The organism is Streptomyces sp. NPDC104371 (assembly GCF_055583785.1).
In genome coordinates, this window is sequence record NZ_JBVJNF010000001.1 from 436,827 (window position 1) to 461,261 (window position 24,435).

Below are 24,435 nucleotides of genomic sequence, written 5' to 3' on the forward strand. Positions count from 1 at the left end.
CGCGGGCCCGCGCGCCGTCGGGGAGACGTGATGCCCGGGGAACGACCTGTCCACATCCTCGGTATCGCCGCGAGCGCGCGCAAGAACTCGACAAGTGGCGCCGCCCTGGACGTCGTTCTCGCCCGCGCCGCCGAACTCGGCTGCCGGACCAAGGTGCTCCGGCTGGCCGAGCTGCGACTGCCGTTCTGTGACGGGGACAAGACCGCTCCCTGGCCGGAGTATCCGGCGGTCGCCGTACTGCGGCGTGCGGTGTCGCGGGCGCACGCGGTGGTGCTGGCGACCCCCGAGTACCACGGGGGGATGAGCGGGGCGCTGAAGAACGCCCTGGACCTGTTGGACATCCCCCATGCCCGGGGGAAGGTGTTCGCGGGTGTCAGCGCGCTGGGGGGCCGGTCCAACAGCAACGCCCTGAACCAGCTTCGTACCTCGGTGCGTTGGTTGCACGGCTGGATGCTGCCCGACCAGGTCGCGATCCCCGACGCGCGCTCCGCACACCTGGACGGACGGTTCCAAGACCCCCTGGTCACTGAGCGGTTGAGTCAGCTCGCCGACGCACTCACCCGTGCGGCCCGCGCGTTGGCCTTGCCTGTCGCCCCCGACCACCCGCAGGGTAGGCGCGAGTGACGGTGACAGAAGGGACGAACCGGTGGACGCGGAGACGACGGAGACGACGCGGTTGGTGGAGCAGCTCACGGCCCGCCTGCGCGCGGCCGGTGACCCGCAGACCGCGGAGGGCGCCAAGCGGTACCTCAAGAGCGATCTGCTGCACTACGGGGTCAGACTGCCGGTCATCCGCAAGGCGGTGGCCGACAGCGTCCGCGCGAACGGCCGCCTCGGTCACCCTCAACTCGTGGCGTGCACCCGCGCGCTGTGGGCCCCGGAGGTGCACGAGTCCCGCATCGCCGCCGCGATCCTGCTCGAACGGCACGTTCCCGTGCTGCGCCCCGAAGACACCGCGCTCCTGGAGGAGTTGCTGCGCGACAGCCGTACCTGGGCCCTCGTCGATCTGCTCGCCGGATCCGTCGCGGGACGGCTGCTGCTGCGGGAGCCCGCCGTGGTGGACACCTACCGCCGCTGGGCCGCCGAGGAACACCAGTGGATCCGCCGCTCGGGCATCCTCGGCTTCCTCCTCCCCGTCGGCGACGACGCGGGATTCGCACCGTACTGGCCGGTCTTCACGGAGATCGGCGACCCGCTTCTGGAGGACCCGCGCTTCTTCGTCCGCAAGGCCCTCGGCTGGGTGCTGCGGCAGGCGAGCAAGAAGCACCCCGCCGAGGTCCACGGCTGGCTCCTGCCACGGGCCGGCCGCTCCTCGGGGGTGACGGTGCGCGAGGCCGTCCGCTATCTCGACGACGGGCAGCGCGAGGCGGTCCTCACCGCTTACCGGCGCGGGGAGACGACCCCGGCCTGACCCCGACACACTCCGCCCTGACACCGACACGTCGCCGGACCTGGAGGTGCCTGTTGACCACCACCGACCATTCGACGTCCTTCCTCACCGATCTCGTGCCGTATCCCCTGCGCCGTCGCTGGGCCGCTCAGGGTCTCTACCGCGATCTCGACCTGTTCAGCCTGTTCGAGGAGCAGGCGCGCAGGTCGGGCGACCGGACCGCCGTCATCGACACCGAGGGCGAGACCGGCTTCGGTCAACTGCGCGACCTGGCCCTGCGGTTGGCGGGCGGCCTCGCCGAACACGGCGTCAAGCAGGGCGATGTGGTCGGGGTCCAGTTGCCGAACAGCCGTCTGTCGTGCGTGGCCGAACTGGCGGTCGCCGCGCTGGGCGCCGTCCTGCTGCCGTTCCCGCCGGGGCGCGGCGGCAAGGAGGCCGCCGCGCTGCTCGCCGGGGCCAGGGCGAGTTGCGTCATCGTCCCCGGCACCCATCGGGGCCACGACTACCTGACCCCGGCGCTCGCGCTCACCCGTACCCTGCCCCATCTGCACACGGTGGTCTCGGCTCAGCGCACGGACCGCGCCCCCTGCCTGGACGATCTGCTGCGCCGCACACCTGCCGCGCCCGTGCGCCCGGATCCGGACGGTGCCGCGCGGATCATGGTGTCCTCGGGCAGCGAGGCCGCCCCGAAGATGGTGGCCTTCTCGCACAACGCGCTCGCCACCGGCCTCGGCGCCGTCGTCGGCGAGGTCCTCGACCCCGGCGAACGGCCCCGGAGCCTGTGGCTGGTGCCGCTGTCCGCCGCGTTCGGCAGCAACGCCACCGTGGGAACGCTCGTGGTGCACGGCGGCACGCTGGTCCTCCAGGCGCGGTTCGACGCGGCCGAGGCGCTCCGCCTGATCACCCGCCACCGCCCCAGCCATGTCTTCGGGGTGCCCACCATGCTGCGGATGATGGCCGGCGACCCGTCGGCCGCCACCGCGGACCTCACCGGCGTACGCGCCGTGGTCGTCGGCGGCGCGAAGCTGGACGACGCCACCGCGCGCCGGGCCGCCGCGCTCTTCGCGTGCCCCGTCATCAGCACGTACGGATCGTCGGACGGGGTGCACTGCACGATCTCCGACGACGCCGAGGGCGCCAAGTCGGGCCGTCCCAATCCGGCGATCGTGGACATCAGGGTGGTGGACGACGACCTGAACGACGTCGGCCCCGGGCAGGTCGGCGAGATCGTGGCCCGCGGCCCCTTCACCCCGCTGTGCTACGTGGGCGCTCCCCATCTCAACACCCGGTACCGGACTCCGGGCGGGTGGGTGCGGACGGACGACCTCGGGAGGCTGGATGCCGAGGGCAGGCTGACGGTCGTGGACCGGCGCAAGGAGATCGTCGTCAGGGGCGGGGCGAGCATCAGCCCGCTGGAGGTCGAACAGGTGCTGGTCCAGCTCGACGGGGTGCGCGACGCCGCGTGTGTGGGCGTGCCGGACCCGCTGATGGGCGAACGGCTGTGCGCCTGCGTGGTGCCCGCCCCCGGCGCGACGCTCACCCTGGAGGATCTCGTCGCCCGCCTGCGGCACCGGGCGCTGGAGGACCGCAAGCTCCCCGAACGCCTGGTGCTGCTGGGCGAGTTGCCGCACACCCCGACCGGCAAGGTGGACCGGCGCCGGCTCAGGACGATCGCGTGTCGTGGCCTCGATGCCGCCGACTGACCAGCTCACCGACCGAGCCGATCGAGCCGCCCGAACCGCCCAAGCCACCTGAGCCACCTGAGCCACCTGAGCCACAACGCACCGGACCGTCCTGGGCGGCGTGGACGGTCTGGTACCACTCGACCACCGGGACATCTCCTTCGAGGAAGATGGGGCTGCACGGATAGACCTCGTACAGCGGGGCGCCGAGGCCCGAGCCCCTGCGCGGCTTCTTCGCCCACGTACCGCTGGTCACCGACATGTCGGTCAGGCGCCGGGAGTGCCGCGAGCCGACCCGGGCGAGCGGCGCCTCGCTCATGATGACCTCGTACCTGAGCCCGCGCACGCTGTCCAGGCAGCGCCAGACGTCGCCTTCGATCACGTCCGCCTGGTCCACGCTCAGGCAGGCGTCGTAGCGGATCCCGCCGTCCGGCCGGTCCGGGAGGTCGTAGAGCACGCCGACCGCGCGGGTGTGCGGTCCGGCGAGCCCCCATTCGAAGAGCAGCGCGGTCAGTGTGCGCCAGGTGTTCAGCCAGAACTCCCCCTCCCCTGTGTGCCGCAGGCACAGCACCCGCAGCGGCCGGGGCGGCACGATGTGCCAGCAGTCCTGTCCCGTCGGCGAAGCCACCATGGATGTCCCCCTAGTGTGGTCGCTTGCGTTCCCGGCGCCGGTCTCGCCCGCGCGCACCCCTGAAGTCCCCGTCGCGGGAGGTGAGTTGCGGACGGCGCCGGAGGTCTACCGTGATATCCGGTGCGGCTCGGCCGACCAGGGGCCGGGCGGCAGGGCGCAGCCGTGGGCGGTGGTGGTCAGTACGGCTGCCGGTGGTCCGTCCGGGTCGGTGGCGCGCAGGGACGTCGTCACCGGGATCGTCCGGCCGTCGTACGCTCCCCGGTCGTCCGCGTCGGGGACGGTGACCCAGCCGTGCGCGGCGGGTACGGGGTCCGGTCGCCGCCCGTACGGCGGGCGCCCGCTTCTGAGAACCGGGTCGAGCAGCAGGTTCGCCGCCGACAGCAGCGAGGACTCCACCGCGCTGCCGCGGCCGGTCAGTCGGCGGTGCAGCAGTCCGGCGACCACGGCTTCGGCGCCGAGCATGCCGCCGAGGGCGTCCACGACCGTCATCAGCGTCGGGCGGGGCGGCTCGCCGGGGTCGGGGCGCAGGGCGTCGGCGACGCCGGACCGCGCCTGCACCATGAAGTCCGTGCCCAACGGCGGCTCCGGTACAGCGTCCGACCAGCCCGAGGTGTGGGCGTACACCAGCGCGGGGTTCGCCCGGTGCAGGGTCTCGCTGTCCAGGCCGAGCCGATCGGCCGCGCCCGGCGCCCAGTTGTGCAGGAAGACATCGGCGCCGCGGGCCGCCTCCAGCAGGTCGCGCCGTCCGCGCCCGCTCTTGATGTCGATCTGTACGGCGCTCTTGCCGTGGTTGAGCGCCAGCCATACGGCGGAGTGGTCGCCGCACAGGGGCGGCATGCCCCGCATGGGGTCGCCGCCGGGGGGTTCGACCCGTACGACCTCGGCGCCCAGGAGCCGCAGCAGATGCGCGGCGAGCGGGCCCTGGATCCGGCGCCCGGCCTCCAGGACGACGAGGCCGCTGAGGGGGCCGAGGGGTCCGCTCGCGGGTCGGGCCGTCCGGGAGCGCGCGGCGTCGGGTGCCGCCGGGTCCGGTTCCGGGCCGGGCCTGAGCAGCCAGGGGTCGGGCGGCAACGCCCGCTGGTCCAGGCCCAGTTCATGGCGTCGCTCGGCGATCGTCGTGATCGGGCAGATGCTCACCCCGCACCGCTCGGCCGACGCGCGCACCTCGGCGAAGGGCCTGCGGGTCGCGGTGTGCAGGGCGCGCGGCAGCGGGGCCGCGGCGACGGAGAAGCGTGCGGCGAACGCCTGCCAGCCGTCGCGAACCGCCTCGCGCGGCGCCCCCAGAGCCGCCCAGAAGCGCGCCCAGGGTTCGGCGTCCAGGGCCTCGATCTCGAACCACACCCCGTCCAGGCTCCGAAAGGGGGGCCCGCCAGGGCGGCACGCGGGGAGCGGGGAGTCGGCGGAGGCGACGGCCAGGTAGTGGGCGCTCAGCAGCAGGGCGGCGCGGTCGACCCCGGTGGCCGCCGCCCGGCGCGCCATGTCCGGGTCGACACAGGCGAGTTGACCGAGCAGCCCGATGGTGCCGAGGACTCCGGCGGCGGTGCCCGCGACGTCGAGCATCAGCGCCCGCGGGCGCCCGTGGCGGCGGCCGTGCACGTGCATGATGCCGCACACGGCCTGCGCGGACGCCTCGTCGAAGACGAGGTCGGCGGGCAGCACGTCGGCCCAGCGGACCACCGTCCCGGCGGCTCCGAGCGGGCCGTCCACCCTTGCTCGGGCCGCCACCGCGTGGTCGTCGGCGCCGTCACCACCCTCGCTGTCGGCTCCGTCGGTCGCGAACTCCCCGCCGAGGCACCGCAGATGGTCGCGCATCACCCGCGCCGCGGTGCTGGTCCCCGCGACGGCGCAGCGCGTTCCGGACAGCGGGGCGAGTGTCTCGACGACGGGGTGGCTCATGCAGTCCCTACCTTCGAGAACCACGGGCTGGAAGGCCCTGGGGCGACCGGTCGGCGTGCAGGCTCTGCCCGTTCATCGGACCGCGTCCGCCCGTGTGTTGTCCATCCCGGCCACGCGAACATGACCACCGCCATCAAGTGCCGTCGGCCGTCGCGGACCTGGGCGTTGCAGTGCGCTGCTTGTTCGGTGACGGTCCGCTGGAACGGGTGGGGCGAAGACCTAGGGTCGATGGTCATCGCTCGACGCCGCGTGGCCGGCGTCATGGCTTTGAGGGTGAGGGGGATCCGTGGCCGCAGTGCACGAGGCCCGCGAGTGTCCGGTGTGTCGGGAACCATGGCTGGTCCTGGCGGACCCGGCCGCCCTGCCGCGCCGTATGGCCGAACTGGCCACGGCGGCACGGCGATTCGATGCCGTGGACGCCGTACCGCACCCTGCGGGCGACCCGGTGATCCCCCGGCCGGGGGTCGAGGGGTACGACGAACACGACGAGCACGATGTCTACTTCGGGGTCGCGCGGGCCAGGGAGCACTCCACGGACGCCTTCCTGCTCGGCGGACTGCACACGCATCACGTCGTGGCCGCGCACCAGGAGCGCTGCGGCTGCGGGGACCCGCGCGACCTGAAGGTGCTGTCGTCGGGCTGGCGTTGCCTGCTGGAGTACCCGGACGCCGCCGTGCCGCCCGCCGCCTGCCCCGCGCACACCGCCGACGACGACGCGGCGCTGACCGACTGCCCGCGCCCGCACGAGCACTGGCGGGTCGGACACCAGCTCTTCTTCGTCCTCATCCAGGCCGTCGTCGCGGGCGTCCAGTGCTTCATGGGCGAGCTGAAGGCGGGCGACGCGCGGGCGGCGAACAGGGCGCTGGGGCTGGCGTCGGAGATGTGCCGCCACTCCGCCCTCGCCATGAAGTTCGCGGGCGGGCTCAGCCCCGTGGACTACGAGTACGAGGTGCGGCCCTCCATGCTTCCGCCGATGGTCCGCCGGGGCTTCAGCGGCTTCCAGACCCGTGATCACGCCCTGCTGGTGAAGACCCTCCGGGCGGCTCGGCCCTCCCTGCGCTCCCTGGGGCTCCACGACCCGGCGGTCCTGGAGCTGGACGCGGCGTTGCAACGGGTGTACGCGGCCCACCGGCTGGTCTGCGCCCGGTTCGACGGGACGAAGATCCCGAGCCTGCTGATGGAGGCGTCCGGCCCGGAGTCCGCCAGGCGCGCGGGCACGGACGTCGTCGACGAACTGACCGCGCGGCGGCTGTCCCTGCTGCGGGAGGCCCCTTCCCGCCCTGAGCCCCGAAGCTGACGAGCCGTCACGAGAGCGCTATGCCAGGGCAGTTCACTCCCGGCGCAGCGCCCACGGCAGCACGAGCCAGAGCCCGGCGAAGAGCAGCAGGGTGAGGGCGGTGATGACGATCGCCGCGACACGTCCGAGCACGATGTCCATCAGCAGCAGGACGGCCCCGTTGAGCGCCAGGGCGAGGAAGAGCAGCCCGATCTGCGCGAGGCGGGCGGACAGGGCCACGATGCGCGGCTTCACGCCCCGGTGGAACAGGCCGCGGTGCAGGGCGACGGGCGCGGCCAGGATGGCCGAGGCCATCACGGTGAGCAGCAGCGTCACCACGTACGTACTGTGCTGGAAGCGGTCCAGGTACGGGAAGCGGCTGGTGAAGGCCACGCCGAGCAGGAAGGCGAAGACGATCTGCACGCCCGTCAGCACGACCCGCAGTTCCTGGAGCAGTTCGATCAGGTTGCGGTCGGCGCGTTCCTCCGGTGTCTCACGGCGCGGGTGCTGCGGGTCCGGTTCCGGCATGTCGGTCATGGCACCTACTGTCCGCCCGGCACCGGGGGCCCGCGAGCAGCGGCGGGGTGTGTGTCGGCGTACGACCGGAGCACGCACGGCCGGGGCGCGGGATGTGGTCGCCCACGTCCCGCGCCCCGGACTTGCCATCAGGCCAGCGCGGCCTTGAGCGCGCCGAAGGCGGTCTTCGGATCGGCGAGGGCGTGGTAGATGCCGGGGATCTCGTCGGGCAGGCCGAGAAGGCCGTAGACGGCGTGCATGGCGCCGCGGACGGAGTACTCGACGGTGAAGACCACGTCCTCGGGGATCTCGGTGAACTGCCCGAGGAAGGCGAAGTTGGCCGCGCCGCGCGGGATGACCAGCGGCCGGTCGTTCGGGGTGCGCGGGGCGAACTGGCTGGTGATGTAGGGCATCATGACCGGGATCACGGTGGTGGTCGCCGCGACCTCGTCCTCGATGTCCGACATGCCGAGGTGGCCGAGGAGTTCGGTGAGGATCTCCCGGCCGGTGGCCTCGGCCATCGGCTTGCCGATGAAGTCACCGTCGTTGTCGACGAACAGGCCGTAGCCCCACAGGGTGTACACGTCCTCCGGCTGGCCGTCGAAGTGCGGGGCGTGCGGCACGACGATGGACATCAGCCAGTTGGAGTCCTTGAAGGTCATCAGCGCGCCGGTGCCGGGGAGGTTGCCGGAGAGTTCCTCGATGCGGTGCAGCAGCAGGGGGCTGCGCATGGTGAGGCTGAAGGACTCCCACTTGGCCTCGTCCACGTTGCCGTGGAAGGCGGCCGGCCGCCCGAAGTCGTCCGCCTTGGCCGCGAGGGTCTCCCACAGCCGCCAGCCGCCGTCGCGCAGGTCGCGAATCAGCTCCGGGGCGCGGTCGTCGCTGCCGTAGGAGGCGTCGGCGGTCATCGAGCCGATGGTGAGGAAGGCGAGGTCGGTCTCGGCGAGGTCGCGGGTCTCCGGCTGTCCGTCGCGCTCCAGGTGCAGCCGGTGGACGCGGCGGGTGCCGTCCTCCTCCGTGGTGAAGTCGGCGTCGACGACGCGTACGCCGTGCTCGAAGCGCACCCCGCGCGACGTCAGCCAGGCCCGCACCGGGCGGATGATCGAGTCGTACTGGTTGAGCCGGGTACGGCGCACGCCCGAGAGGGTGTGCATCCGCGGGAACTCCTGGATGAAGCGCAGGAAGTAGCGCCTGAGTTCGACGGCGCTGTGCCAGGTCTGGAAGGCGAAGGTGGTGCGCCACATCGCCCAGAAGTTGGTCTCGAAGAAGTGCGGGGAGAAGAAGTCCTCGATCCGGCGGGCCCCGATGACCGCTTCGGGCAGCATCAGCAGGCGCGTCAGTTCCAGCCGGTCGTGGGTGTCGAGGCCGTAGTCGGCGGCGTCCAGGACGGTCGTGCCCTCGCCGATCAGGCGGGCCTTCGCCTCGGTGGGCCACTTGATGTTGAACTGCCGGATCTCCTCGCGGACCGACAGGGTGTCGTCGGTGAGGGTGGGGATGGTCTCCAGGAGGTTCCACACGCAGGTGTAGGCCTCGTCCTCGAGCATCCGGCCGCCGCGGCTGACGTATCCGGCGGGCTCGCCGCCGCCGTCCATCGCGCCGCCGACGAGCGGGAGTTCCTCCAGGACGTGGATGTTCTCGCCGGGCAGGCCTCCGTCGCGGATCAGGAAGACGGCGGCGGCCAGCGAGGCGATGCCGCCACCGGCGAAGTAGGCGCGGGGCTGCTGCGGAGCGTGTGTCATGACGACTCTCCATTCTGGCCGCCCGCGGTGCACGGGAGCCCGACGGTGGTCGGGAGGCCGTGCGCCGCGGGTGGCGTTCGGCCGCGACCGCGGCCGAGATGTGCACGTGTGGCGTCGGGGGGTTCTGGGGCCCGGCGCCTGTAGTTCTCAGTCAACTCGCCCGGCGATGATGCGGGCAGGGGCCGATCGTCCCTGGTCAGATGCCGACGGACCCAGGAGGCGACTGGGTCGGCCGTCCTCCTGCGGTTGGCCCGAACGGGTGCCCCGAGGGGGCCGGTGTCAGGCGGCTCGGGGGCGGACCAGTGTGTTGTCGCCATGGCGGCCCGCGAGGTGGTCCGCGATGTTGGCCACCGTGGTCTCGACGATCTGGCCGACGGCGTCCTTGGTGAAGTACGCCTGGTGCGAGGTGACGAGGACGTTGTTGAAGGTCATCAGCCGGGCGAGGCGTTCGTCGGTCATGACTTCCAGCGACTTGTCGAGGAAGAACACGCCGGCCTCCTCCTCGTACACGTCGAGGCCGACACCGCCCAGCCGCCCCGCGCGCAGCGTCTCCAGCAGCGCGTCGGTGTCCACGAGGCCGCCGCGCCCGGTGTTGACCAGGATCGCGTCGTCCTTCATGAGCGCCAGGGTCGTGGTGTCGACGAGATGGCGGGTGTCCGGCAGCAGCGGCACATGCAGGCTGATCAGGTCCGACTCGGCGAACAGCCGCTCGCGCGGGACGTACTCCATGCCGAGGGCGAGACACTCGGGGTTCTCCGCGACGTCGGTGCCCAGCAGCCGCATCCCGAAGCCGTGGGCGATCCGCGCGAACGCCGCGCCGATCTTGCCCGTGCCCACCACCCCGGCCGTACGGCCGTGCAGATCGCGGCCCATCAGCCCGTCGAGCCGGAAGTCGAAGTCCCGGGTGCGCAGCGCGGCCCGGACGATACGGCGGTCGATCGCGAGGGCCAGCGTCCAGGCGAACTCGGCGACGGAGTACGGCGAGTAGAAGGAGACCCGGGCCACCGAGAGCCCGAGCTCCTCGGCCGCCTTCAGGTCGATGTTGTTGTAGCCGGTGGAGCGCTGGGCGATCATCCGGGTGCCGCCCTCGGCCAGCGTCCGCAGCACCGCGGCGTCCAGGGTGTCGTTCACGCTGCTGAGCAGGATCTCGTGACCGGAGGCGGTCGGGACGGTGTCCTTGTCCAGGAACAGCCGGAGACAGCGCAGCTCGTGCCGGTCGCCGAACGCCTTGCCGAACTCTTCCCGCAGCAGTGGCTCCTCGTCCACGAGGACGCCGTACGCGATGATCTCCACTGCTCTCCTCCCGTCGAACGGTGCGCGCGCCCGTCCCACGTAGGCGCTCATGGGGACGGCCGGGGGCGTACGCCGCCCCCGGCCGGTTCACCGTCTCTCGGTCAGGTTGTCAGTCGTGCGGGACCACCGCGACCGGGACGGTGGCGTGGTGCAGGACCGCATGGGTGAAGGAGCCGATGTGGGCGCCGACCGAGGCGCGGCGGATGCGGCGGCCCACGACGACCAGCGAGGCGTCGCGGGAGGCCTCGATCAGCAGGCTCGCCGGGCTGCCGCAGCGGCACTCCTCGGCCACCTCGACGTCGGGGTACTTCTCCCGCCAGGGGCGCAGCACCTCGGCCAGGGCGGCGGCGTCGCTCTTGGCCAGTGCTTCGTGCGCTCCGGCGTCCACGGTCATGCCGTAGGCGTAGTACGGCGGCGGGTTCCAGCCGTGCACGGCGCGCAGGGGGGCCTTATGGCGGGCGGCGGTGTCGAAGGCGAACTCGATGAGCTTCTCGTGGGGCTCGGCGATGTCGACGCCGAGGACGACGGGGCGGACGGTGGTGTCGGCGGTGTCCTCGCCCTCGCTCTCCTTGCCTTCCTTGCCCTTGGTCTGGTCGGCGGCGCGGACCAGGACGACGGGGCGGTCGGTGCGCGCCACGACGGCGAGGCCGACCGAGCCGAGCAGGAAGCCGCCGAGCCCGCTGAGGCCGCGTGAGCCGAGGACGAGCAGTTCGGCTTCCTGCGCCTCGCGGGTCAGGACCTCGGCGGGGCCTCCGGTGAGCTGCTCGGTGGTGACCTCGAGGCCGGGGTAGGACTCCCGAAGGTTCTCGGCGGTCTCCCGCGGGATGCGCTCGGTCCAGTGCTGGCGGGTGTCGGCGCCGAGAAGCTGTACCAGGGCCACGGGCTCGGACATCGGTTCCCAGGCCTGGACCAGCTTGACCGGCAGTCCGCGCAGCGTCGCTTCACGGGCCGCCCATTCCGCGGCGGAACGGCTCTCGGGCGAGCCGTCGAGACCCACGGTGATGGTGCGGGGCATGGTCTCCTCCTCCTGAATCGGGGGACCCGATTCCGTGGTGTTGCAAGGGTTCTTCCCGTGCCTGTCGCGGCACTGGGTACCGCGGTCAGCGCAGCCAGGCGTGGTCGCGGACGATCGGCAGCCGGGCCCATAGTCGGCCCAGGCCCCAGGTGGCGCCCGCGCCCGCCGCCGCGACGGCGATCAGGGCGGCCGCGTAGATCACGTGGTAGTTGTCGAACGGGTTGGTGGACATGGTCGGGGATCCGTCCCCGCGGTGGATGGCGGGGGGCCAGGAGGCGATCCACATCAGCGCCAGCATCAGCGTTCCGGCCACCGCGGCCAGGCGCAGCGCCACGCCGGCCATGACAGCCACCCCGACGAAGAGCAGGCCGAGCATGAACAGCCAGTCCGCCCACCAGGATCCGGCCCATGAGCGCAGGATCGACTGCATCGGTCCGACCGTGACCCGGCTGAGGAAGCCCTTCGTCGGCGACCCTCCGTCGATCCAGCCCTGGCCGGACGGCGTGGAGTAGCGAAGGCCGAAGGTCTTGTCCAGGAACGCCCACAGGAAGATGAATCCGGTGAGGAGGCGCAGAGCCGCGAGGGCTCGGGCGCCCGCGGTGCGCCTGGGGGTGTCTGCCGAGGCGGCGTATGCGGATGTGGCGGTGGGGCCGCGTGCGGATTCCCGTCCGCGTGCGGGTTCGCGCCCCGACGCCGGTTCACGTCCGGGCGCCGGTTCACGTCCGGGCGCCGGTTCACGTCCGGGCGCCGGTTCCCGTCCGGGTATCGGCTCGCGCCCCGGTCCCGGTCCCGCTTCTCGCCCGGACGCGGGTTCACGTCCGGGGGCGGGTTCCCGTCCGGGGGCGGGTTCCCGTCCGGGCATCGGCTCGCGTCCAGGTGTGGGCTCGCGTCCTCCGGGTGCGGGGTCCCGGCGTCTACGGAAGGGAGGCAGGTGGAAGACCGGGCCCCGGTGAGAGTGCTCGTGCGCGGTCATGGCAGGTCCCTTCGGGGATGTTCAGGCCATCGTTCTCCTGACACCCCCTACTCTCCTCGGGTCCGCCCGCTTGCGCCCGATGCCGAAGGTCTCGGCCCATGGGGCTGAACGTCCCACCGCTCTGACCTGCGCATAGGCCGACGAGGCCCCCCTCGAAGTCGCTAGATCCATTGGGCCTCCCAGTGGGGCCTGACAGCCCATGGGCGCGAGCCGCCGCGCACAGAAGTCTGGTCCTGCCGACCAACGATCAGCACGATCAGAAGGAGCGGACACATGACTGCCAAGAACACCGGCACCATGGTCGCCGTACGGGTACGGGCGGAAGGGAACGTGGAGGAGGCTCTGGCCTACATCCAGTCCAAGGTCGACGCGCTCCTCGACCGGCCGGGGGTCCCCCTCGCCGGCGGTGAGGTGAGGATCGCCAAGGCGGCGGCGCACCACACCGCGCGGCCCTGGACCGCCGTGGCCGAACTGGTCGTGCGGAACACCTACGTGGTCGTCCATGCCCAGGAGGCGACGGCCCATGAACTCGCGGACCGGCTGCAGGACCGGCTGCGGGGCCAACTGACCCGGGTACTGCACCGCTACGAGGCCGCGCGCAGGTCGGCCACCCCGCCGCCGTGGCGCGGTGGCGAGGTCTGACCTCGGAGCAAGGACCGAGACGACCGGTGCCCCGGCAGGCAGTGCTTGCCGGGGCACCGGTCGTCTCTCAGCTCGTTCCGCCGATCCACCCTGCCGCGTCGAGCCGGAAGGCCCCGGGGACCGTCACGGCCCGCAGGTCGTCCTCGAGGGCGCGCAGGCGCTCCTCGCCGAGGACCGCGGCCCAGTCCGCACGCAACGTGTCGAAGATCGCGGCCGAGCGGGCCAGCATGTCGCGCCCCCGCGCGGTCAGCCGTACGAGCCTGCGCCGGGCGTCGGCGGGGTCGTCGGCGCGTTCGGCGTAGCCGAGGGCGACCAGCTTGTCCACGGTCTTGCCCGCGGCCTGTTTGGAGATCCCCAGGCGGCGGGCGATGTCGCTGGCGGCGGCTCCGTCCGGGCCGATCGCCTGGAGGGCGAACCCGTGCGCGGGACGGGCGTCCGGATGGCCTTGCCGGGCGAGTTCGGCGTGCACCGCGTCGATGAGCGTGCGGAACCCGGCGAACAGCAGCAGCGGGAGTTCGTACCCGGCCCTCGACCGACCCGTATCCGCGCTCTTCGCTCGCCCCCGTTCCCCCGCACCCTCGCCAAGAAGGTCAACCTGGTTTACCATCTGATCGTCAGCCATGTTGACCACCTTAGGAGGGTGCATGTTCCCCGCCCACACCGTGGAGAGCGCTCCGCAGGAGTCCCGACCGACGATGCAGGCCGTGGCCAAGGCATGGGGCGGCACGCTGCCCGACGCGGTGGCGCGTCTGGCCACGTCGCCCGAACTGCTCAACGGCTTCCTGTCCCTGAGCGCGAGCTTCGAGCAGTGCACACTGGATCCGCTGTCCCGGGAGGTCGTCATCATGACGATCGCCGTCCGCAACCAGTGCCATGTCTGCGTCGCCATCCACACCGGCAAGCTCCGCAAGCTCGACGCGGACACCGAACTCATCGCCGCCCTGCGCGAGGAGCGCCCGCTGTCCGACGAACGGCTCGAGACGATACGGACGTTCACGCTCGCCACCGTGGCCACCGCGGGCGCCGTGGCCGACGACACGCTCAAGTCCCTGCTGGCGCAGGGTTACACGGAGCGCAACGCTCTCGAAGTCATCATGGGGATCGGTACGTACACGATGTCGACGCTCGCCAACCGTCTCGTCAAGGCCGTGTGAGAGCAGCACCTCGCGACAACGGCCGCCCCGGACCGATGAGTTCGGCGGGCCATCGGCGTCTGTCCCTGCGATGACCGACTGTTCGTCCGTTCATCGGAAGGGGAAGGGTGAGCCGAGTGAGCTACGCCGACGTGGGCGGACTGTCCCTGTACTTCGAGGAGCACGGCTCGGGTCCGGGGCAGCCGTTGGTGCTGCTGCACGGCGGGTTGGGGGCGGGCGAGATGTTCGCACCCCTCCTGCCCGCCCTGGGCGAGCGGCGCCGGGTGATCCTGGTCGACCTGCAAGGGCACGGGCGTACGGCGGACATCGACCGCCCGCTGCGCCCCGAGCTGATGGCGGACGACATCGCCGCCCTCCTCGGGCATCTGGGCCTGGCGCGGGCGGACGTGCTGGGCTACTCCTTCGGCGCCGATGTGGCGCTGTGCACCGCCTTCCGCCATCCGGACCTGGTGCGCCGCCTGGTGGTGATCTCCACGCCGTGCAAGCGGGACGGCTGGTTCCCCGAGGTCGTGGCCCAGATGGACCGGATGACCGCCGCGGCTGCCGAGCCGATGAAGCAGTCCCCGCCCTACGAGCTGTACACGCGCCTCGCGCCCCGGCTCGAGGACTGGCCGCGACTCATCGGCAAGATCGCCGAGTTGAAGAACCAGGACTACGACTGGACAGTGGAGGTGAAGGCGATCACCGCACCGACCCTGCTGGTGTTCGGGGACGCCGACGCCGTACGGCCCGCGCATGTCGTGGAGTTCTTCGGCCTGCTCGGCGGCGGCCTGCGTCACCCCGGCTGGGACGGGGCCGGGCGCGCGGCGACCCGGCTGGCCGTCCTGCCGGACACCACGCATGACACCGTGCTCACCTCCCCGTCGCTGACGGGGGCGGTCCTGCCGTTCCTGGACGCCGCGCCAGGAAGCTGAGCATTGGATCCGGGAAGCCGCGCCGCCCGCCGCGGGGGACGTGACTTCCCGGATCCGGCTTCCGTCAGCTCCGTGCGGTACCGGCGTCCAGCGGACGCGCGCGCAGCAGGCCTCGGGTCGGCAGACCCATCGCGCCCAAGGCGAGCAGCAGCGTTCCCGCCGCCAACGACAAGGCGGTGCCCGCCGGTACGTACGGCGCGGACCCGGTCACCCCGCGCGCGATCGGGAACAGGACGAGCCCGGCGATCGCCCCACCGATCAGCAGACCGGTGACCGCTGTCAGAAGGGCCTCCCAGCGCATCATGCCGCGCACCTGACGCCGGGTCGTACCGGCCAGGCGCAGCAGCCCGACCTCGCGCTTGCGGTCCAGCACGGTCATGACGAGCGTGTTGGCGACGGCGATGGCGGCGAACCCTCCGAGTACCGCGGCCATCACACGGTTCGCCCAGGCGTTGATCTCCAGGTCATGTCCCACCTGGGCGGTGTAACCGGCGGCGTCCAGGACGGTCAGCCCCGGACCGAGGTCCCTCAACTGCGCGGCGACCGCCGCCGGTTGGCCGCTCGATGTCTCCTTGACCAGTACCTGGGCGTCGTACGCCGCGGTGACGTGCGGTGCCACGGCGGCGCGCGGCAGCAGGACCTGGCCGAGGCCGAGTCCTCGCGCGTACGTCGCGACCACCTTCGGGCGTACCCGGGTGCCGTCGCCGAGCCACAGTTCGAAGCGGTCACCGACCTTCAGGCCGACCTCCGCGGCCAGGATCTCGTCGACCGCGACGGTCTGCTCCGACGTGCCCAGCGCGCCCAGGGAGCCCGTCTTGACGCCGAGGTCGAGCACCTGCGGCAGTCGGGCCGGGTCTCCGGAGACGCCCAGCGCGGTCGCCGAGGACAGCGCGCCGTCGAAGCGATGGACGACGGCCGTGCGCAGCACCCCGACGCTCGCCTCGACTCCCGGGATCCGGGCGGCCCGTTCGGCGGTCGAGGCGGGCAGGCCCGGCCCGGTCGTGGTGATCACCCGGTCGGCGACGATGCCCGCTCGGGCCTGCTGGGCGGACACATGAGCGATCGTGGTCTGGAGGAACAGCAGCGTCCCGCAGAACGCGGCGACCATCGCGATGGGAGTGATCGCCGAGGCCATACGGCGGGCGTTGACCCGCGCGTTGTCGGCGGCGAGCGAACCGGGCGCACCGGCACCGGCCCGCAGCGCGGCGCCGAGCACGGTGGCGAAGAGCCGGGCGAGCAACGGGCCGAGCAGGGCCACCGCCATCAGCAGGCACAGCACCACACCGAGCGCGGTGTTGGCGGCCTGGGATCCGTCGAGCCCGGCGGCGAGCACGGACAGCGTCACCCCGCCACCCAGCATGACCAGGCCCGACAGGATGCGTACGCGCCCGAGGCGGTTCGGTTCGGCCGCCGCTTCCCCGATCGCTTCGGAGGGGCGCAGCCGCGCGGGGCGCCGGGCGGCGACGTACCCGGCGGTCAGGGCCGTGAGGACGGTCACGCCGACGGCCACGGCCATCGGGATCACCCCGGTGTCGAGCCGCAGCCCCTCGGGCACCACACCGCGGCTGACCAGTTCCCCGAACCACCAGCGCGCCAGCAGCAGACCGGGCAGGACGCCGATCGCTCCGGCGACCGGGGCGATGAGCGCGGCCTCGGTGGCCACGGTGCGGCGGATCTGCCGCGGTGTGGCGCCGACGGCCCGCAACAGGGCGAATTCGCGGGCGCGTTGGCCGACGGCGAGTCCGACGGTGCTCGCCACGACGAAGACGGCGGTCATCACGGCGATACCGCCGAAGGAGCCGCCCAGGCCGGTCAGTGCCTCCCGTGCTTCGGCCAGCCCGGGTTGCTCGGCGGCGCCGCGGGCGACGCCCGTGAGGACCTTCGCCTTGCCGTCGACCGCCTTGCGTACCTGCCGGGCCAGTTCGTCGTCGGTCACACCTGTGCGCGCGTGGACGGCGATGGCATCGGCCCGGCCCGGATGCCCGGACAGCCGCTCGGCATCCGGGTCGGCGAACCATACGGTCGCCGCACCGGCCCGCGCCGGTGCCACTCCGGAGATCCGATAGGTGCCGGACGCGCCCGGCGCCGTCAGGGCCACCCGTGCACCGGGCGCCAACCCGGCGGTGTGCGCGGTCGCTTCGTCCAGGACGACCTCCCCCGCCGACGGCGCGCGCCCGGCCGCGAGAACACCGGAGGCAGCGGAGGTACGGAGCCCCGTGGAGGCGTAGCCATGGCCGGTGAGCGGGGGCAGCGCGCCACCTCGCGAGGCCTGCACCGGGAAGGAGAGGTCGGCGATCGCCGCCGCGACGCCGGGCCGGGCGGCGATCCGGGCCGCCAACCGGGTGTCGACCCGGGCGCGTTCCGGCAGCGGCGTCTGGACGGTCTCCCGGTTCTCACCTGTCCTGCGGGTGATCTGGGCGTACGGTTCGGCGGCGACCACCACGGGGGTGTGCGCGTACCGGACGGGCGCGCTGTCGACCGTGACGCCGGTCTGCAACAGCAGACCGCAGGCGGTGGTGATCGCGGAGGCGAACAGCAGGGCCACCAGGGAACCCACGAACGAGGCCGGACGGAAGCGCACACAGGCACGGGCCAGTCCGTTCGTCATGCGGCGCGCCCCGCGTAGGAGCCGCCCACGGGGCGGGTCAGCGTGGCCATCCGGGCGGCGACCGTTCCCGCGTCGGGGCGGACCAGTTCGTCCACTAGCAGCCCGTCGGCGAGGAACAGGACCCGGTCCGCGTGGGAGGCGGCTGCCGGGTCGTGGGTGACCATGACGACGGTCGCGCCCAGGGTGTCCACCGCGTGCCGCAGCAGGCCCAGGACCTCCTGCGCGGTACGGGTGTCCAGCGCGCCGGTCGGCTCGTCGGCGAACACCACGTCGGGCCGGGTGATCAGGGCGCGGGCGATGGCCACGCGCTGCTGCTGCCCGCCCGACAGCTCGCCGGGGCGGCGGTCGGCGTGGTCGGGCAGACCCACCTGGGCCAGCAACTCCCGTGCGCGCGCCCGGTCCTGGCGCTCACCGGCCAGCCGCAGCGGCAGCAGCACGTTCTGCGCCACGGTCAGCGCGGGCAGCAGGTTGAAGGCCTGGAAGACGAAGCCGACGCCGCGGCGGCGCAGCCGGGTGAGCTGGTTCTCGCTGAGCCGGGTGATGTCCTGCCCGCCGAGCAGGACCGTGCCGGAGTCCGGGCGGTCCAGCCCGGCCGCGCACTGCAGCAGCGTGCTCTTGCCCGAGCCGGAAGGCCCCATCACCGCGCTGAACGTGCCCCGCCACAGCGTGAGATCGACGCCCCGCAGTGCGTGCACGGTCCCCTGCCTGCCTGTGTAGGCGCGCCGCAACGCGCTCAACTCGACTGCGGGCTCGGCGACTTGCCGTCGCTCGCTCGGGGGCCGCTCGTGCCATGCCACCATGGTGGTCCTTGCTCCTTCTGCCGCAGGTCAACGGGGTGTGATCCACGGTAGGAAGGGGAGCGGGGCCCGGCCCATGGTGCTCACCGGTGTCCTGAGGTGTAGCTGTCCCCACCCACCGGCCTGGGGTCTGCCCGCCGGGAGCGCCGCGCGGCAGGCCGACAGCGAAACCGCTCGACCCGCCGCCCTTCTTGGGGAGATCCTTCGGGCATGGAGTACTTCTGCTATCACCGCGACCGGCCCGGCTCCTTCGGGCTGCGCAAGGCACTGCTGCAAGAGCACTGGTCGTACATGGACGAGTACGCGAAGGAGATGATCGCCCGGGGTCCGACGCTGGCCGACGACGGCGAGACGCCCACCGGCAGTGTGCACATCGTCGATCTGCCCGATCCCGCCGCGGCCCGCGCGTTCGCCTTCGACGAGCCGACCTACCAGGCCGGTGCCTACCGGGATGTGCTGCTGCGACGGTGGCGCAACCTCCTGGGGCGCACCATGTGGGACTTCCCCGGCGACCTGGCCGACGGCGACCGGTACCTGGTGCTCGGGCTCGGCGAGGGGCGGCCGGCCGATCTCACGGTGCCGCTCGACCAGGACGGGCTGATCGCCTACGGGCCACTGCTGTCCGACGACGGCGCGACCTGGCTGGGCACCGCGGCGCTGGTACGGGCGCCGGACCCGGACCGGGCGCGCGCCGTCCTGACGGTGGACCGGTACGCGGCTGTCGAGGTGCACAACTGGCAGCCTGGCGGGCGGCGTTGAGGTACTGAGCCCCTCCGGGGAGACCTGACAGCAACTCAGATCTACCCTCGGACCGGCTGTTCGACGACTTCCCCCAGGAACTCCCGCAGGAGACCTCCCAGGACGGCAGGCCGTTCCAGGTGCAGATCGTGCCCGGCCCCGAGTACGCTCACCGCCACCGTCTGCGGACGGCGCCCGAACATGCCGTCGACCTCGTTCGCGGGGAGGATGCCGGACTGGGCGAGCACCACCAGGGTCGGGCAGGTGATGCTCGCCCACTCGGCCCAGAAGGAGCGCCGGGCGTTCTCCGCCAGGGAGTCGACCATCACGTCACGGTCGAAGCGAGGCCACCAACCGCCGTCGCGTTCCTCCAACCCCGCCGCCCAGCCCTCACCGACCGGTCCGCCACCGAGGAACGCGACGGCGGCCTCCTGTGAGGGGAACGGCGTGGGCCAGGAGTCGAGCCAACCCCCCATCTTCGCCTGCACGTTGGGGTTCGCGCTGCCGGGACCGGCCTCGACGAGCACGAGCGCGGAGCACAGCTCGGGGTGCGCGGCGGCGGTGAGCAGGGCGCAGTGTCCCCCGAGCGACTGGCCGACCAGGACGGGCCGGTGCAGGCCGAGCCCGTGCGTGACGGCGACGACATCGGCGACGTACGCGGCGCGGGACACATCGGCCGGACGGCGCTCACTGGCTCCGTGCCCTCGCTGGTCCACGGCGACAACGCGATGGCGAGACCTCAACTCCCTTGCGACGGCGTCCCATTCACCGACATGTCCGGCCAGCCCGTGCAACAGGACGACGGGCGGACCGGACCCACCCCAGTCCCGGCAGGACAGCCGGACGCCGTCGCGCATCACGGTGCGTTCGGTCCAGGTCATGCGGGGTTCTCCGAAGGGTCATGGGCGGTTCGGGGACCGGGTCACTGCTTCATGAGTTCGGCCAGCATGACACTGGTCGCCTGGTCAGCGGGCAGGAACGCCTCAAGTCGTAGTTCGGCGACGGTGACATCGATGGCCGTGCCGAAGTGGGTGAGCGTGGTGATGAGCGTGAACTCCCGTTCGTCGGCCGGATCCTGCGCCCGCAGGCGCAGCGGTACGGCGAAGCCGAGGTGGTGCGGTGAGTCGCACGGACGTGGTGGCACCAGGTCGGTGAGTTCGCAGGCCAGGCGCTGGAGTCGGTCGTCCGGGTTGCGTACGCTCTCGGCCCGGATGCAGTCGATGATGTGCCACGCCCACTCGCCGAGGTTGACGATGCGTGGCGCGAGGCCCTGCGGATGCAGCAGCACCCGGGGAACGCTCACCGGCGGTTCGAGCAGATGCGGGGCCACACCCACGGTGAGCGCGTGGAAGGCGGCGTTGCCCGAGATGAGGTCACCGTGCCGGTCGAGGACCACCGCCGGGTACGGCAGATGGCCGTGCAGGATCCGTTCGAGGGCGGTGCGGATCGGTTCGAGTTGGGGGTCGTCCAGGCTGGTCTGCGGGTAGACCGGTGCGAATCCGGCCGCGAGGAGCAGTTCGTTGCGCTCGCGGATCGGCACCTCCAGGGATTCGGCCAACCGGATGATCATCGATCGGCCGGGGGTCGACCGTCCGCTCTCGATGAAGCTGACGTGCCGCTGCGTGGTTCCGGTACGCGTGGCCAGTTCGAGTTGGCTGACGTGCCGCCGGGCACGCCACGCACGCAACGCCTCGGCGAGCCCGCTTCTGGTCGATTCACTGATCACCCCTCTTGTGTATCCCGCTTCGCCGCCGATCCGCGATTCCCTGCGGGGAATTGCCGCGCGACGCCCGACCCAGCACGGTCGTCACCACAGGCCGATCATGTACGACCGAGAGGAACAACCATGGCCGACATCGACATCCACCACCTCACCGACCGTTACGCCGCCGTGTGGAACGAACCTGACGCGGAGCGCCGCCGCGCCGCGATTCGCGACCTGTGGGCCCCCGACGCGGTCCATGTGCTCCAGCCTCCCAAGGAGATCCTGCAGACCGCTGAGGGGCTGGGCTTCGACCGTCTCGTGCTGGAGGCGCGCGGGCACGACGCCTTGGAGCTCCGGGTGACGCGCTCCTACGAGGAGTTCATCGCGCCCGGCACCTTCGTCTTCCGGTCGCGCGACAACGCCGACCGACTCCACGACATCGTCAAGTTCAACTGGGAGATGGCGCCGCGGGACGGTGGCGAGGTCGCGGGCGTCGGGCTGGAGATCCTCGTGCTCGGCCCCGACGGCCGCATCGTCAGCGACTACCAGTTCATCGAAGGATGACCGCGACGGCGGCGAACCTCCCCTCGACGGTGCGCAGTTACCACGTCAGCACCGGCGGCGGTATCGATGGCCTGTCGCTGCGGACGCACGAACCACGCACGCCGGGAGAGGGGGAGGTCGCGGTCGCGGTCCACGCCGTCTCACTCGGCTTCCGCGAGCTTCTGGTGGTACGGGGAGAGTACGTGCTGCCCGTCAAACCGGGCGTCATACCGGTCTCGGACGGGGCCGGCGAGGTCGTCGCCGTGGGGCCGGGTGTCCGGCGGGTGCGCCCAGGCGACCGCGTCACCGCCACGCTGTTCCCGCGGTGGCTGGACGGCCCGCTGGAACCGGCCTGCCTGCCGCAGTTGGGTGGCTCGCTCGACGGAATGCTGACCGAGCTGGCCGTCCTCCCCGAGGACGGCCTCGTCCCCGTCCCCGACCACCTCTCCTACGCCGAGGCGGCGACTCTTCCCTGCGCCGCCGTCACGGCGTGGAACGCCCTGACCGGCGACGGCCGGGGAGTCCAGCGGGGACAGACGGTGCTGGCCACCGGCTCGGGTGGCGTGTCGCTGTTCACGGTGCAGTTCGCCAGACTCCTGGGCGCGAGAGTCATCGCCACGACGGGCCACGCGGACAAGGAACAGCGCCTTCGCGATCTGGGGGCCGACGAGGTCATCAACTACCGCGACATCCCGGACTGGCACACCGCGGCCTGTGAACTCACCGGCGGGCGAGGGGTCGACCGCGTCGTCGACACCGCCGGGACGCTGGAGCAGGCGCTGAAGTCACTTGCTCTCGACGGACATGTCGCCCTCGTGGGGTCCGTCTCCGGTGACTGGTCACCGGTCGACCCCCGTCTGCTGTTCGGCGCCGCCGCCACGGTCCGGGCGGTGGCGGTCGGCAGTCGCGCCCAGTTCATCTCCATGAACGACGTCATCACCGCGCATCGGCTCCGACCCGTCATCGACCGGGTGTTCCCGTTCGACGAAGCCGTGGCGGCGTACCGGTATTACGCGTCCGCCCGTCCGTTCGGAAAGGTGATCATCGAGATCGGATAGCCGGGCGGACGTGCGGTGGCGAGGGCGGTGTGGTGCGTGATGGTCGCGTCGGCGGGCGTCACGCACCACACCCGCCCCGGCGCGGCCGCCTGAACTCCGCGCTCCGTCCGGGGCGTTGGCGCCGCTCCGACGCGGGCCGCTGTCCGGGCAGTTCAGCCCGTCTTGCGCGCCACACCGCCGTAGATGCCGATCTCTTCGGACCTCGGCGGCGGTGGCATGTCCGGGCGCCAGTACGGGACTTGGGCCAGGCCGGGCTCGACCAGTTCGAGGCCGTCGAAGAACCGCTCGACCTCGGCGCGGGAGCGCAGGTTCAAGGTGGCGGTCGCCTTGTTGTAGACGGCCTGGGCCGCGGTGCGATCGGCGAAGTCCCCTGTGGCGTGCGAGAGCACCAGGAAGCTCCCGACCGGCAGCGCGTCGCGCAGGGTGGCCACGACCTGCTCGGGCTTCTCCGCGTCGGTGAGGAAGTGGAGAATGGCGACCAGGAACACCGCGACCGGCTCGTCGAAGTCGATGACCTGACGGACCTCGGGGTGGTCCACGATGGCCTGGGGATCGCGCAGATCGGCGAGCACGTTGCGGGTCGTACCGCAGCCGCTGAGCAGCGCACTGCCGTGTGCGCTCACGATCGGGTCGTTGTCGACGTACGCGACGCGCACGCCCGGCGCCACCTCTTGGGCCACCTCGTGCACGTTCGGGGAGGTGGGCAACCCCGTGCCGATGTCGAGGACTTGACGGACACCGCTGCCGACCACGTACCGCACGGCGCGCCGCAGGAAGGCGCGGTTGGCCCGCAGGCCGATCCTCACCTCGGGCGCGGTGGCGGCGAGTTCGTCACCGGCCCGGCGGTCCACGTCGTAGTTGTCCTTGCCGCCGAGCAGGTAGTCGTAGATCCGCGCGGGGTGCGGCCTGCTGGTGTCGATCTCCGTGATGCCTAAGCCGTCCTGTGTCATGCACCGCCCCTTTCGACAACCGCCGCCGCTGTCTCTTCACCCGCGCGAACGGCTGGCGACAGCTTCGCACATCGAGCGCGCGCGGGAACCGGCCCCGGCGTCTGCGACCATCTGTCCCGTGGACTACCCGAACAACCAGGCCCCCGGCTCCCCCGTCCGCTCCGGCATACCCGAGCACGGACGCATCCCGAAGTACTACGCGGTCAAGGCGCGCATCGCCGAGCTGCTCGATGAGCTGGGAGAGGGCGGCCTCATCCCTACCGAGCGTGACCTGTCCGAACGCTACGACGTCGCCCGCGAGACCGTCCGCCAGGCGCTGCGCGAGCTGGTGCTGGAGGGCCGGCTGCGCCGCCAGGGCCGGGGCACCGTCGTCGCGGGCCCCAAGCTGGCCCAGCCGCTGTCGCTCGCCAGCTACACCGAGGGCGTACGGCGGCAGGGGCGCACCCCCGGCCGTACCCTCGTCTCCCTCGACCGCTTCCCATGCCCGCAGGCCCTCGCCGCCGAGACCGGGCTGACCTGCGGCGAGCCCGTCTGGCATCTGGAGCGCATCCTGCTCGCGGACGACGAGCGGGTGGGTCTGGAGAGCACGTACGTCGCCGTGGCGCGCGTCCCCGGCTTCGACACCGACTTCGATCCGGACTCCTCCTTCTACGCCTACCTCCAGGCCAAGGGCATGGCCTTCGGCGACGCCGACGAGCGCCTGGAGACCGTCCTGGCCACCCCGCGCGAGGCCCTGCTCATCGGCACTCCGCCCGCCCTGCCGATGCTGCTGATCCACCGGGTCTCGCGGGACACGGAGGGGAAGCCGCTGGAGCGCGTGCGCAGCCTGTACCGAGGAGATCGCTTCTCCTTCACCACGCATCTCCAGGGCACCACGGATCTCAAGGGCTGACGGCTGCCGAAGGGCCGGTGTCC

General features: G+C 72.2%; 24 protein-coding genes. 11 read left to right on the forward strand and 13 right to left on the reverse strand.

The window, feature by feature from the left end; genetic code table 11:
• Positions 1-30: 30 nt before the first annotated feature.
• The 3 genes from ACZ60T_RS02055 to ACZ60T_RS02065 are packed head-to-tail and all read left to right on the forward strand — an operon-like array spanning position 31 to position 3,093.
• Positions 31-624, forward strand: a complete 594-nt coding sequence (locus tag ACZ60T_RS02055; protein WP_469663645.1) for an NADPH-dependent FMN reductase — start codon at positions 31-33, stop codon at positions 622-624.
• Positions 625-646: 22 nt separating this feature from the next.
• Positions 647-1,411, forward strand: coding sequence for a DNA alkylation repair protein (locus ACZ60T_RS02060; protein WP_469663647.1), 765 nt, complete (start codon positions 647-649; stop codon positions 1,409-1,411).
• Between the two features lie 53 nt (positions 1,412-1,464).
• Positions 1,465-3,093 (forward strand): class I adenylate-forming enzyme family protein, encoded by a 1,629-nt coding sequence (locus ACZ60T_RS02065; RefSeq protein WP_469663649.1) that lies wholly within the window; start codon positions 1,465-1,467, stop codon positions 3,091-3,093.
• Here the strand turns inward: ACZ60T_RS02065 and ACZ60T_RS02070 are convergent.
• Positions 3,053-3,703: a hypothetical protein gene (locus ACZ60T_RS02070; RefSeq protein WP_469663650.1), complete on the reverse strand. Its 651-nt coding sequence runs from the start codon at positions 3,701-3,703 to the stop codon at positions 3,053-3,055. The two genes, ACZ60T_RS02065 and ACZ60T_RS02070, sit on opposite strands and share 41 nt — an antisense overlap.
• Before the next feature lie 105 nt (positions 3,704-3,808).
• On the reverse strand, positions 3,809-5,599 hold the full coding sequence (locus tag ACZ60T_RS02075) for a CoA transferase (RefSeq protein ID WP_469663652.1): 1,791 nt from the start codon (positions 5,597-5,599) through the stop codon (positions 3,809-3,811).
• A gap of 286 nt (positions 5,600-5,885) precedes the next feature.
• Here ACZ60T_RS02075 and ACZ60T_RS02080 point away from each other — a divergent pair, with 286 nt between their 5' ends.
• Positions 5,886-6,896 carry a hypothetical protein gene (locus tag ACZ60T_RS02080; RefSeq protein ID WP_469663654.1) on the forward strand — a complete coding sequence of 337 codons (1,011 nt, stop codon included), beginning with the start codon at positions 5,886-5,888 and terminating at the stop codon, positions 6,894-6,896.
• Between the two features lie 33 nt (positions 6,897-6,929).
• Here ACZ60T_RS02080 and ACZ60T_RS02085 read toward each other — a convergent pair whose 3' ends face one another.
• The 5 genes from ACZ60T_RS02085 to ACZ60T_RS02105 all read right to left on the reverse strand — a co-directional run bounded on the left by ACZ60T_RS02085 (position 6,930) and on the right by ACZ60T_RS02105 (position 12,300).
• Positions 6,930-7,412, reverse strand: coding sequence for a DUF6328 family protein (locus tag ACZ60T_RS02085; protein WP_365632056.1), 483 nt, complete (start codon positions 7,410-7,412; stop codon positions 6,930-6,932).
• 128 nt (positions 7,413-7,540) lie between these two features.
• Positions 7,541-9,130, reverse strand: a complete 1,590-nt coding sequence (locus ACZ60T_RS02090; protein ID WP_469663656.1) for an oleate hydratase — start codon at positions 9,128-9,130, stop codon at positions 7,541-7,543.
• Between the two features lie 279 nt (positions 9,131-9,409).
• The gene (locus ACZ60T_RS02095; protein ID WP_469663658.1) at positions 9,410-10,423 is read right to left on the reverse strand and encodes a 2-hydroxyacid dehydrogenase; all 1,014 of its coding nucleotides are present in this window, start codon (positions 10,421-10,423) and stop codon (positions 9,410-9,412) included.
• A 109-nt stretch (positions 10,424-10,532) separates the two neighbouring features.
• Positions 10,533-11,438: a universal stress protein gene (locus tag ACZ60T_RS02100; protein ID WP_469663660.1), complete on the reverse strand. Its 906-nt coding sequence runs from the start codon at positions 11,436-11,438 to the stop codon at positions 10,533-10,535.
• Positions 11,439-11,523: 85 nt separating this feature from the next.
• Positions 11,524-12,300, reverse strand: coding sequence for a hypothetical protein (locus ACZ60T_RS02105; protein WP_469663662.1), 777 nt, complete (start codon positions 12,298-12,300; stop codon positions 11,524-11,526).
• Between the two features lie 384 nt (positions 12,301-12,684).
• Here ACZ60T_RS02105 and ACZ60T_RS02110 point away from each other — a divergent pair, with 384 nt between their 5' ends.
• Positions 12,685-13,053, forward strand: a complete 369-nt coding sequence (locus ACZ60T_RS02110) for a hypothetical protein (protein WP_469663664.1) — start codon at positions 12,685-12,687, stop codon at positions 13,051-13,053.
• A gap of 67 nt (positions 13,054-13,120) precedes the next feature.
• Here the strand turns inward: ACZ60T_RS02110 and ACZ60T_RS02115 are convergent, their stop codons facing one another.
• Positions 13,121-13,675, reverse strand: a complete 555-nt coding sequence (locus ACZ60T_RS02115) for a MarR family winged helix-turn-helix transcriptional regulator (protein ID WP_469663666.1) — start codon at positions 13,673-13,675, stop codon at positions 13,121-13,123.
• Between the two features lie 22 nt (positions 13,676-13,697).
• Here ACZ60T_RS02115 and ACZ60T_RS02120 point away from each other — a divergent pair, with 22 nt between their 5' ends.
• Together ACZ60T_RS02120 and ACZ60T_RS02125 are read left to right on the forward strand one after the other, a co-directional pair.
• On the forward strand, positions 13,698-14,207 hold the full coding sequence (locus ACZ60T_RS02120; protein ID WP_469663668.1) for a carboxymuconolactone decarboxylase family protein: 510 nt from the start codon (positions 13,698-13,700) through the stop codon (positions 14,205-14,207).
• 116 nt (positions 14,208-14,323) lie between these two features.
• Positions 14,324-15,121, forward strand: a complete 798-nt coding sequence (locus ACZ60T_RS02125) for an alpha/beta fold hydrolase (protein ID WP_469663670.1) — start codon at positions 14,324-14,326, stop codon at positions 15,119-15,121.
• A gap of 64 nt (positions 15,122-15,185) precedes the next feature.
• Here the strand turns inward: ACZ60T_RS02125 and ACZ60T_RS02130 are convergent, their stop codons facing one another.
• Positions 15,186-17,729 (reverse strand): FtsX-like permease family protein, encoded by a 2,544-nt coding sequence (locus tag ACZ60T_RS02130; RefSeq protein ID WP_469663672.1) that lies wholly within the window; start codon positions 17,727-17,729, stop codon positions 15,186-15,188.
• Positions 17,726-18,529: an ABC transporter ATP-binding protein gene (locus ACZ60T_RS02135; protein WP_469663674.1), complete on the reverse strand. Its 804-nt coding sequence runs from the start codon at positions 18,527-18,529 to the stop codon at positions 17,726-17,728. The genes ACZ60T_RS02130 and ACZ60T_RS02135 overlap by 4 nt, the downstream gene beginning before the upstream one ends.
• Before the next feature lie 207 nt (positions 18,530-18,736).
• On the opposite strand from ACZ60T_RS02135, the gene ACZ60T_RS02140 reads away from it, so the two are divergent.
• The gene (locus ACZ60T_RS02140) at positions 18,737-19,285 is read left to right on the forward strand and encodes a YciI family protein (RefSeq protein ID WP_469663676.1); all 549 of its coding nucleotides are present in this window, start codon (positions 18,737-18,739) and stop codon (positions 19,283-19,285) included.
• Positions 19,286-19,326: 41 nt separating this feature from the next.
• On the opposite strand, the gene ACZ60T_RS02145 is transcribed toward ACZ60T_RS02140, so the two are convergent.
• Complete coding sequence (locus ACZ60T_RS02145) at positions 19,327-20,145, reverse strand: alpha/beta fold hydrolase (protein ID WP_469663678.1); 819 nt, start codon at positions 20,143-20,145, stop codon at positions 19,327-19,329.
• 41 nt (positions 20,146-20,186) lie between these two features.
• Complete coding sequence (locus ACZ60T_RS02150) at positions 20,187-20,990, reverse strand: helix-turn-helix domain-containing protein (RefSeq protein ID WP_469663680.1); 804 nt, start codon at positions 20,988-20,990, stop codon at positions 20,187-20,189.
• A gap of 120 nt (positions 20,991-21,110) precedes the next feature.
• On the opposite strand from ACZ60T_RS02150, the gene ACZ60T_RS02155 reads away from it, so the two are divergent.
• A complete protein-coding gene (locus tag ACZ60T_RS02155) occupies positions 21,111-21,533 on the forward strand; it encodes a hypothetical protein (protein WP_469663682.1) in 423 nt (140 codons plus the stop codon).
• Positions 21,530-22,570 carry a zinc-dependent alcohol dehydrogenase family protein gene (locus ACZ60T_RS02160; protein WP_469663684.1) on the forward strand — a complete coding sequence of 347 codons (1,041 nt, stop codon included), beginning with the start codon at positions 21,530-21,532 and terminating at the stop codon, positions 22,568-22,570. The genes ACZ60T_RS02155 and ACZ60T_RS02160 overlap by 4 nt, the downstream gene beginning before the upstream one ends.
• Before the next feature lie 152 nt (positions 22,571-22,722).
• Here ACZ60T_RS02160 and ACZ60T_RS02165 read toward each other — a convergent pair whose 3' ends face one another.
• Complete coding sequence (locus tag ACZ60T_RS02165; protein WP_365632104.1) at positions 22,723-23,520, reverse strand: SAM-dependent methyltransferase; 798 nt, start codon at positions 23,518-23,520, stop codon at positions 22,723-22,725.
• Positions 23,521-23,638: 118 nt separating this feature from the next.
• Between ACZ60T_RS02165 and ACZ60T_RS02170 the strand changes: the two genes are divergently transcribed.
• The gene (locus ACZ60T_RS02170; RefSeq protein WP_365632107.1) at positions 23,639-24,412 is read left to right on the forward strand and encodes a GntR family transcriptional regulator; all 774 of its coding nucleotides are present in this window, start codon (positions 23,639-23,641) and stop codon (positions 24,410-24,412) included.
• The last annotated feature ends 23 nt before the right edge of the window (positions 24,413-24,435 follow it).

Bases quoted from the DNA above. Each gene is read 5' to 3' on its own strand.
- ACZ60T_RS02140 (WP_469663676.1), top strand. From the start codon at position 18,737: ATGGAGTACTTCTGCTATCACCGCGACCGGCCCGGCTCCTTCGGGCTG.
- ACZ60T_RS02115 (WP_469663666.1), bottom strand. From the start codon at position 13,675: ATGGCTGACGATCAGATGGTAAACCAGGTTGACCTTCTTGGCGAGGGT.
- ACZ60T_RS02055 (WP_469663645.1), top strand. From the start codon at position 31: ATGCCCGGGGAACGACCTGTCCACATCCTCGGTATCGCCGCGAGCGCG.
- ACZ60T_RS02165 (WP_365632104.1), bottom strand. From the start codon at position 23,520: ATGACACAGGACGGCTTAGGCATCACGGAGATCGACACCAGCAGGCCG.
- ACZ60T_RS02105 (WP_469663662.1), bottom strand. From the start codon at position 12,300: ATGCCCGGACGGGAACCCGCCCCCGGACGGGAACCCGCCCCCGGACGT.
- ACZ60T_RS02070 (WP_469663650.1), bottom strand. From the start codon at position 3,703: ATGGTGGCTTCGCCGACGGGACAGGACTGCTGGCACATCGTGCCGCCC.
- ACZ60T_RS02085 (WP_365632056.1), bottom strand. From the start codon at position 7,412: ATGACCGACATGCCGGAACCGGACCCGCAGCACCCGCGCCGTGAGACA.
- ACZ60T_RS02145 (WP_469663678.1), bottom strand. From the start codon at position 20,145: ATGACCTGGACCGAACGCACCGTGATGCGCGACGGCGTCCGGCTGTCC.
- ACZ60T_RS02090 (WP_469663656.1), bottom strand. From the start codon at position 9,130: ATGACACACGCTCCGCAGCAGCCCCGCGCCTACTTCGCCGGTGGCGGC.
- ACZ60T_RS02110 (WP_469663664.1), top strand. From the start codon at position 12,685: ATGACTGCCAAGAACACCGGCACCATGGTCGCCGTACGGGTACGGGCG.
- ACZ60T_RS02075 (WP_469663652.1), bottom strand. From the start codon at position 5,599: ATGAGCCACCCCGTCGTCGAGACACTCGCCCCGCTGTCCGGAACGCGC.
- ACZ60T_RS02130 (WP_469663672.1), bottom strand. From the start codon at position 17,729: ATGACGAACGGACTGGCCCGTGCCTGTGTGCGCTTCCGTCCGGCCTCG.
- ACZ60T_RS02155 (WP_469663682.1), top strand. From the start codon at position 21,111: ATGGCCGACATCGACATCCACCACCTCACCGACCGTTACGCCGCCGTG.
- ACZ60T_RS02100 (WP_469663660.1), bottom strand. From the start codon at position 11,438: ATGCCCCGCACCATCACCGTGGGTCTCGACGGCTCGCCCGAGAGCCGT.
- ACZ60T_RS02135 (WP_469663674.1), bottom strand. From the start codon at position 18,529: ATGGTGGCATGGCACGAGCGGCCCCCGAGCGAGCGACGGCAAGTCGCC.
- ACZ60T_RS02160 (WP_469663684.1), top strand. From the start codon at position 21,530: ATGACCGCGACGGCGGCGAACCTCCCCTCGACGGTGCGCAGTTACCAC.
- ACZ60T_RS02120 (WP_469663668.1), top strand. From the start codon at position 13,698: ATGTTCCCCGCCCACACCGTGGAGAGCGCTCCGCAGGAGTCCCGACCG.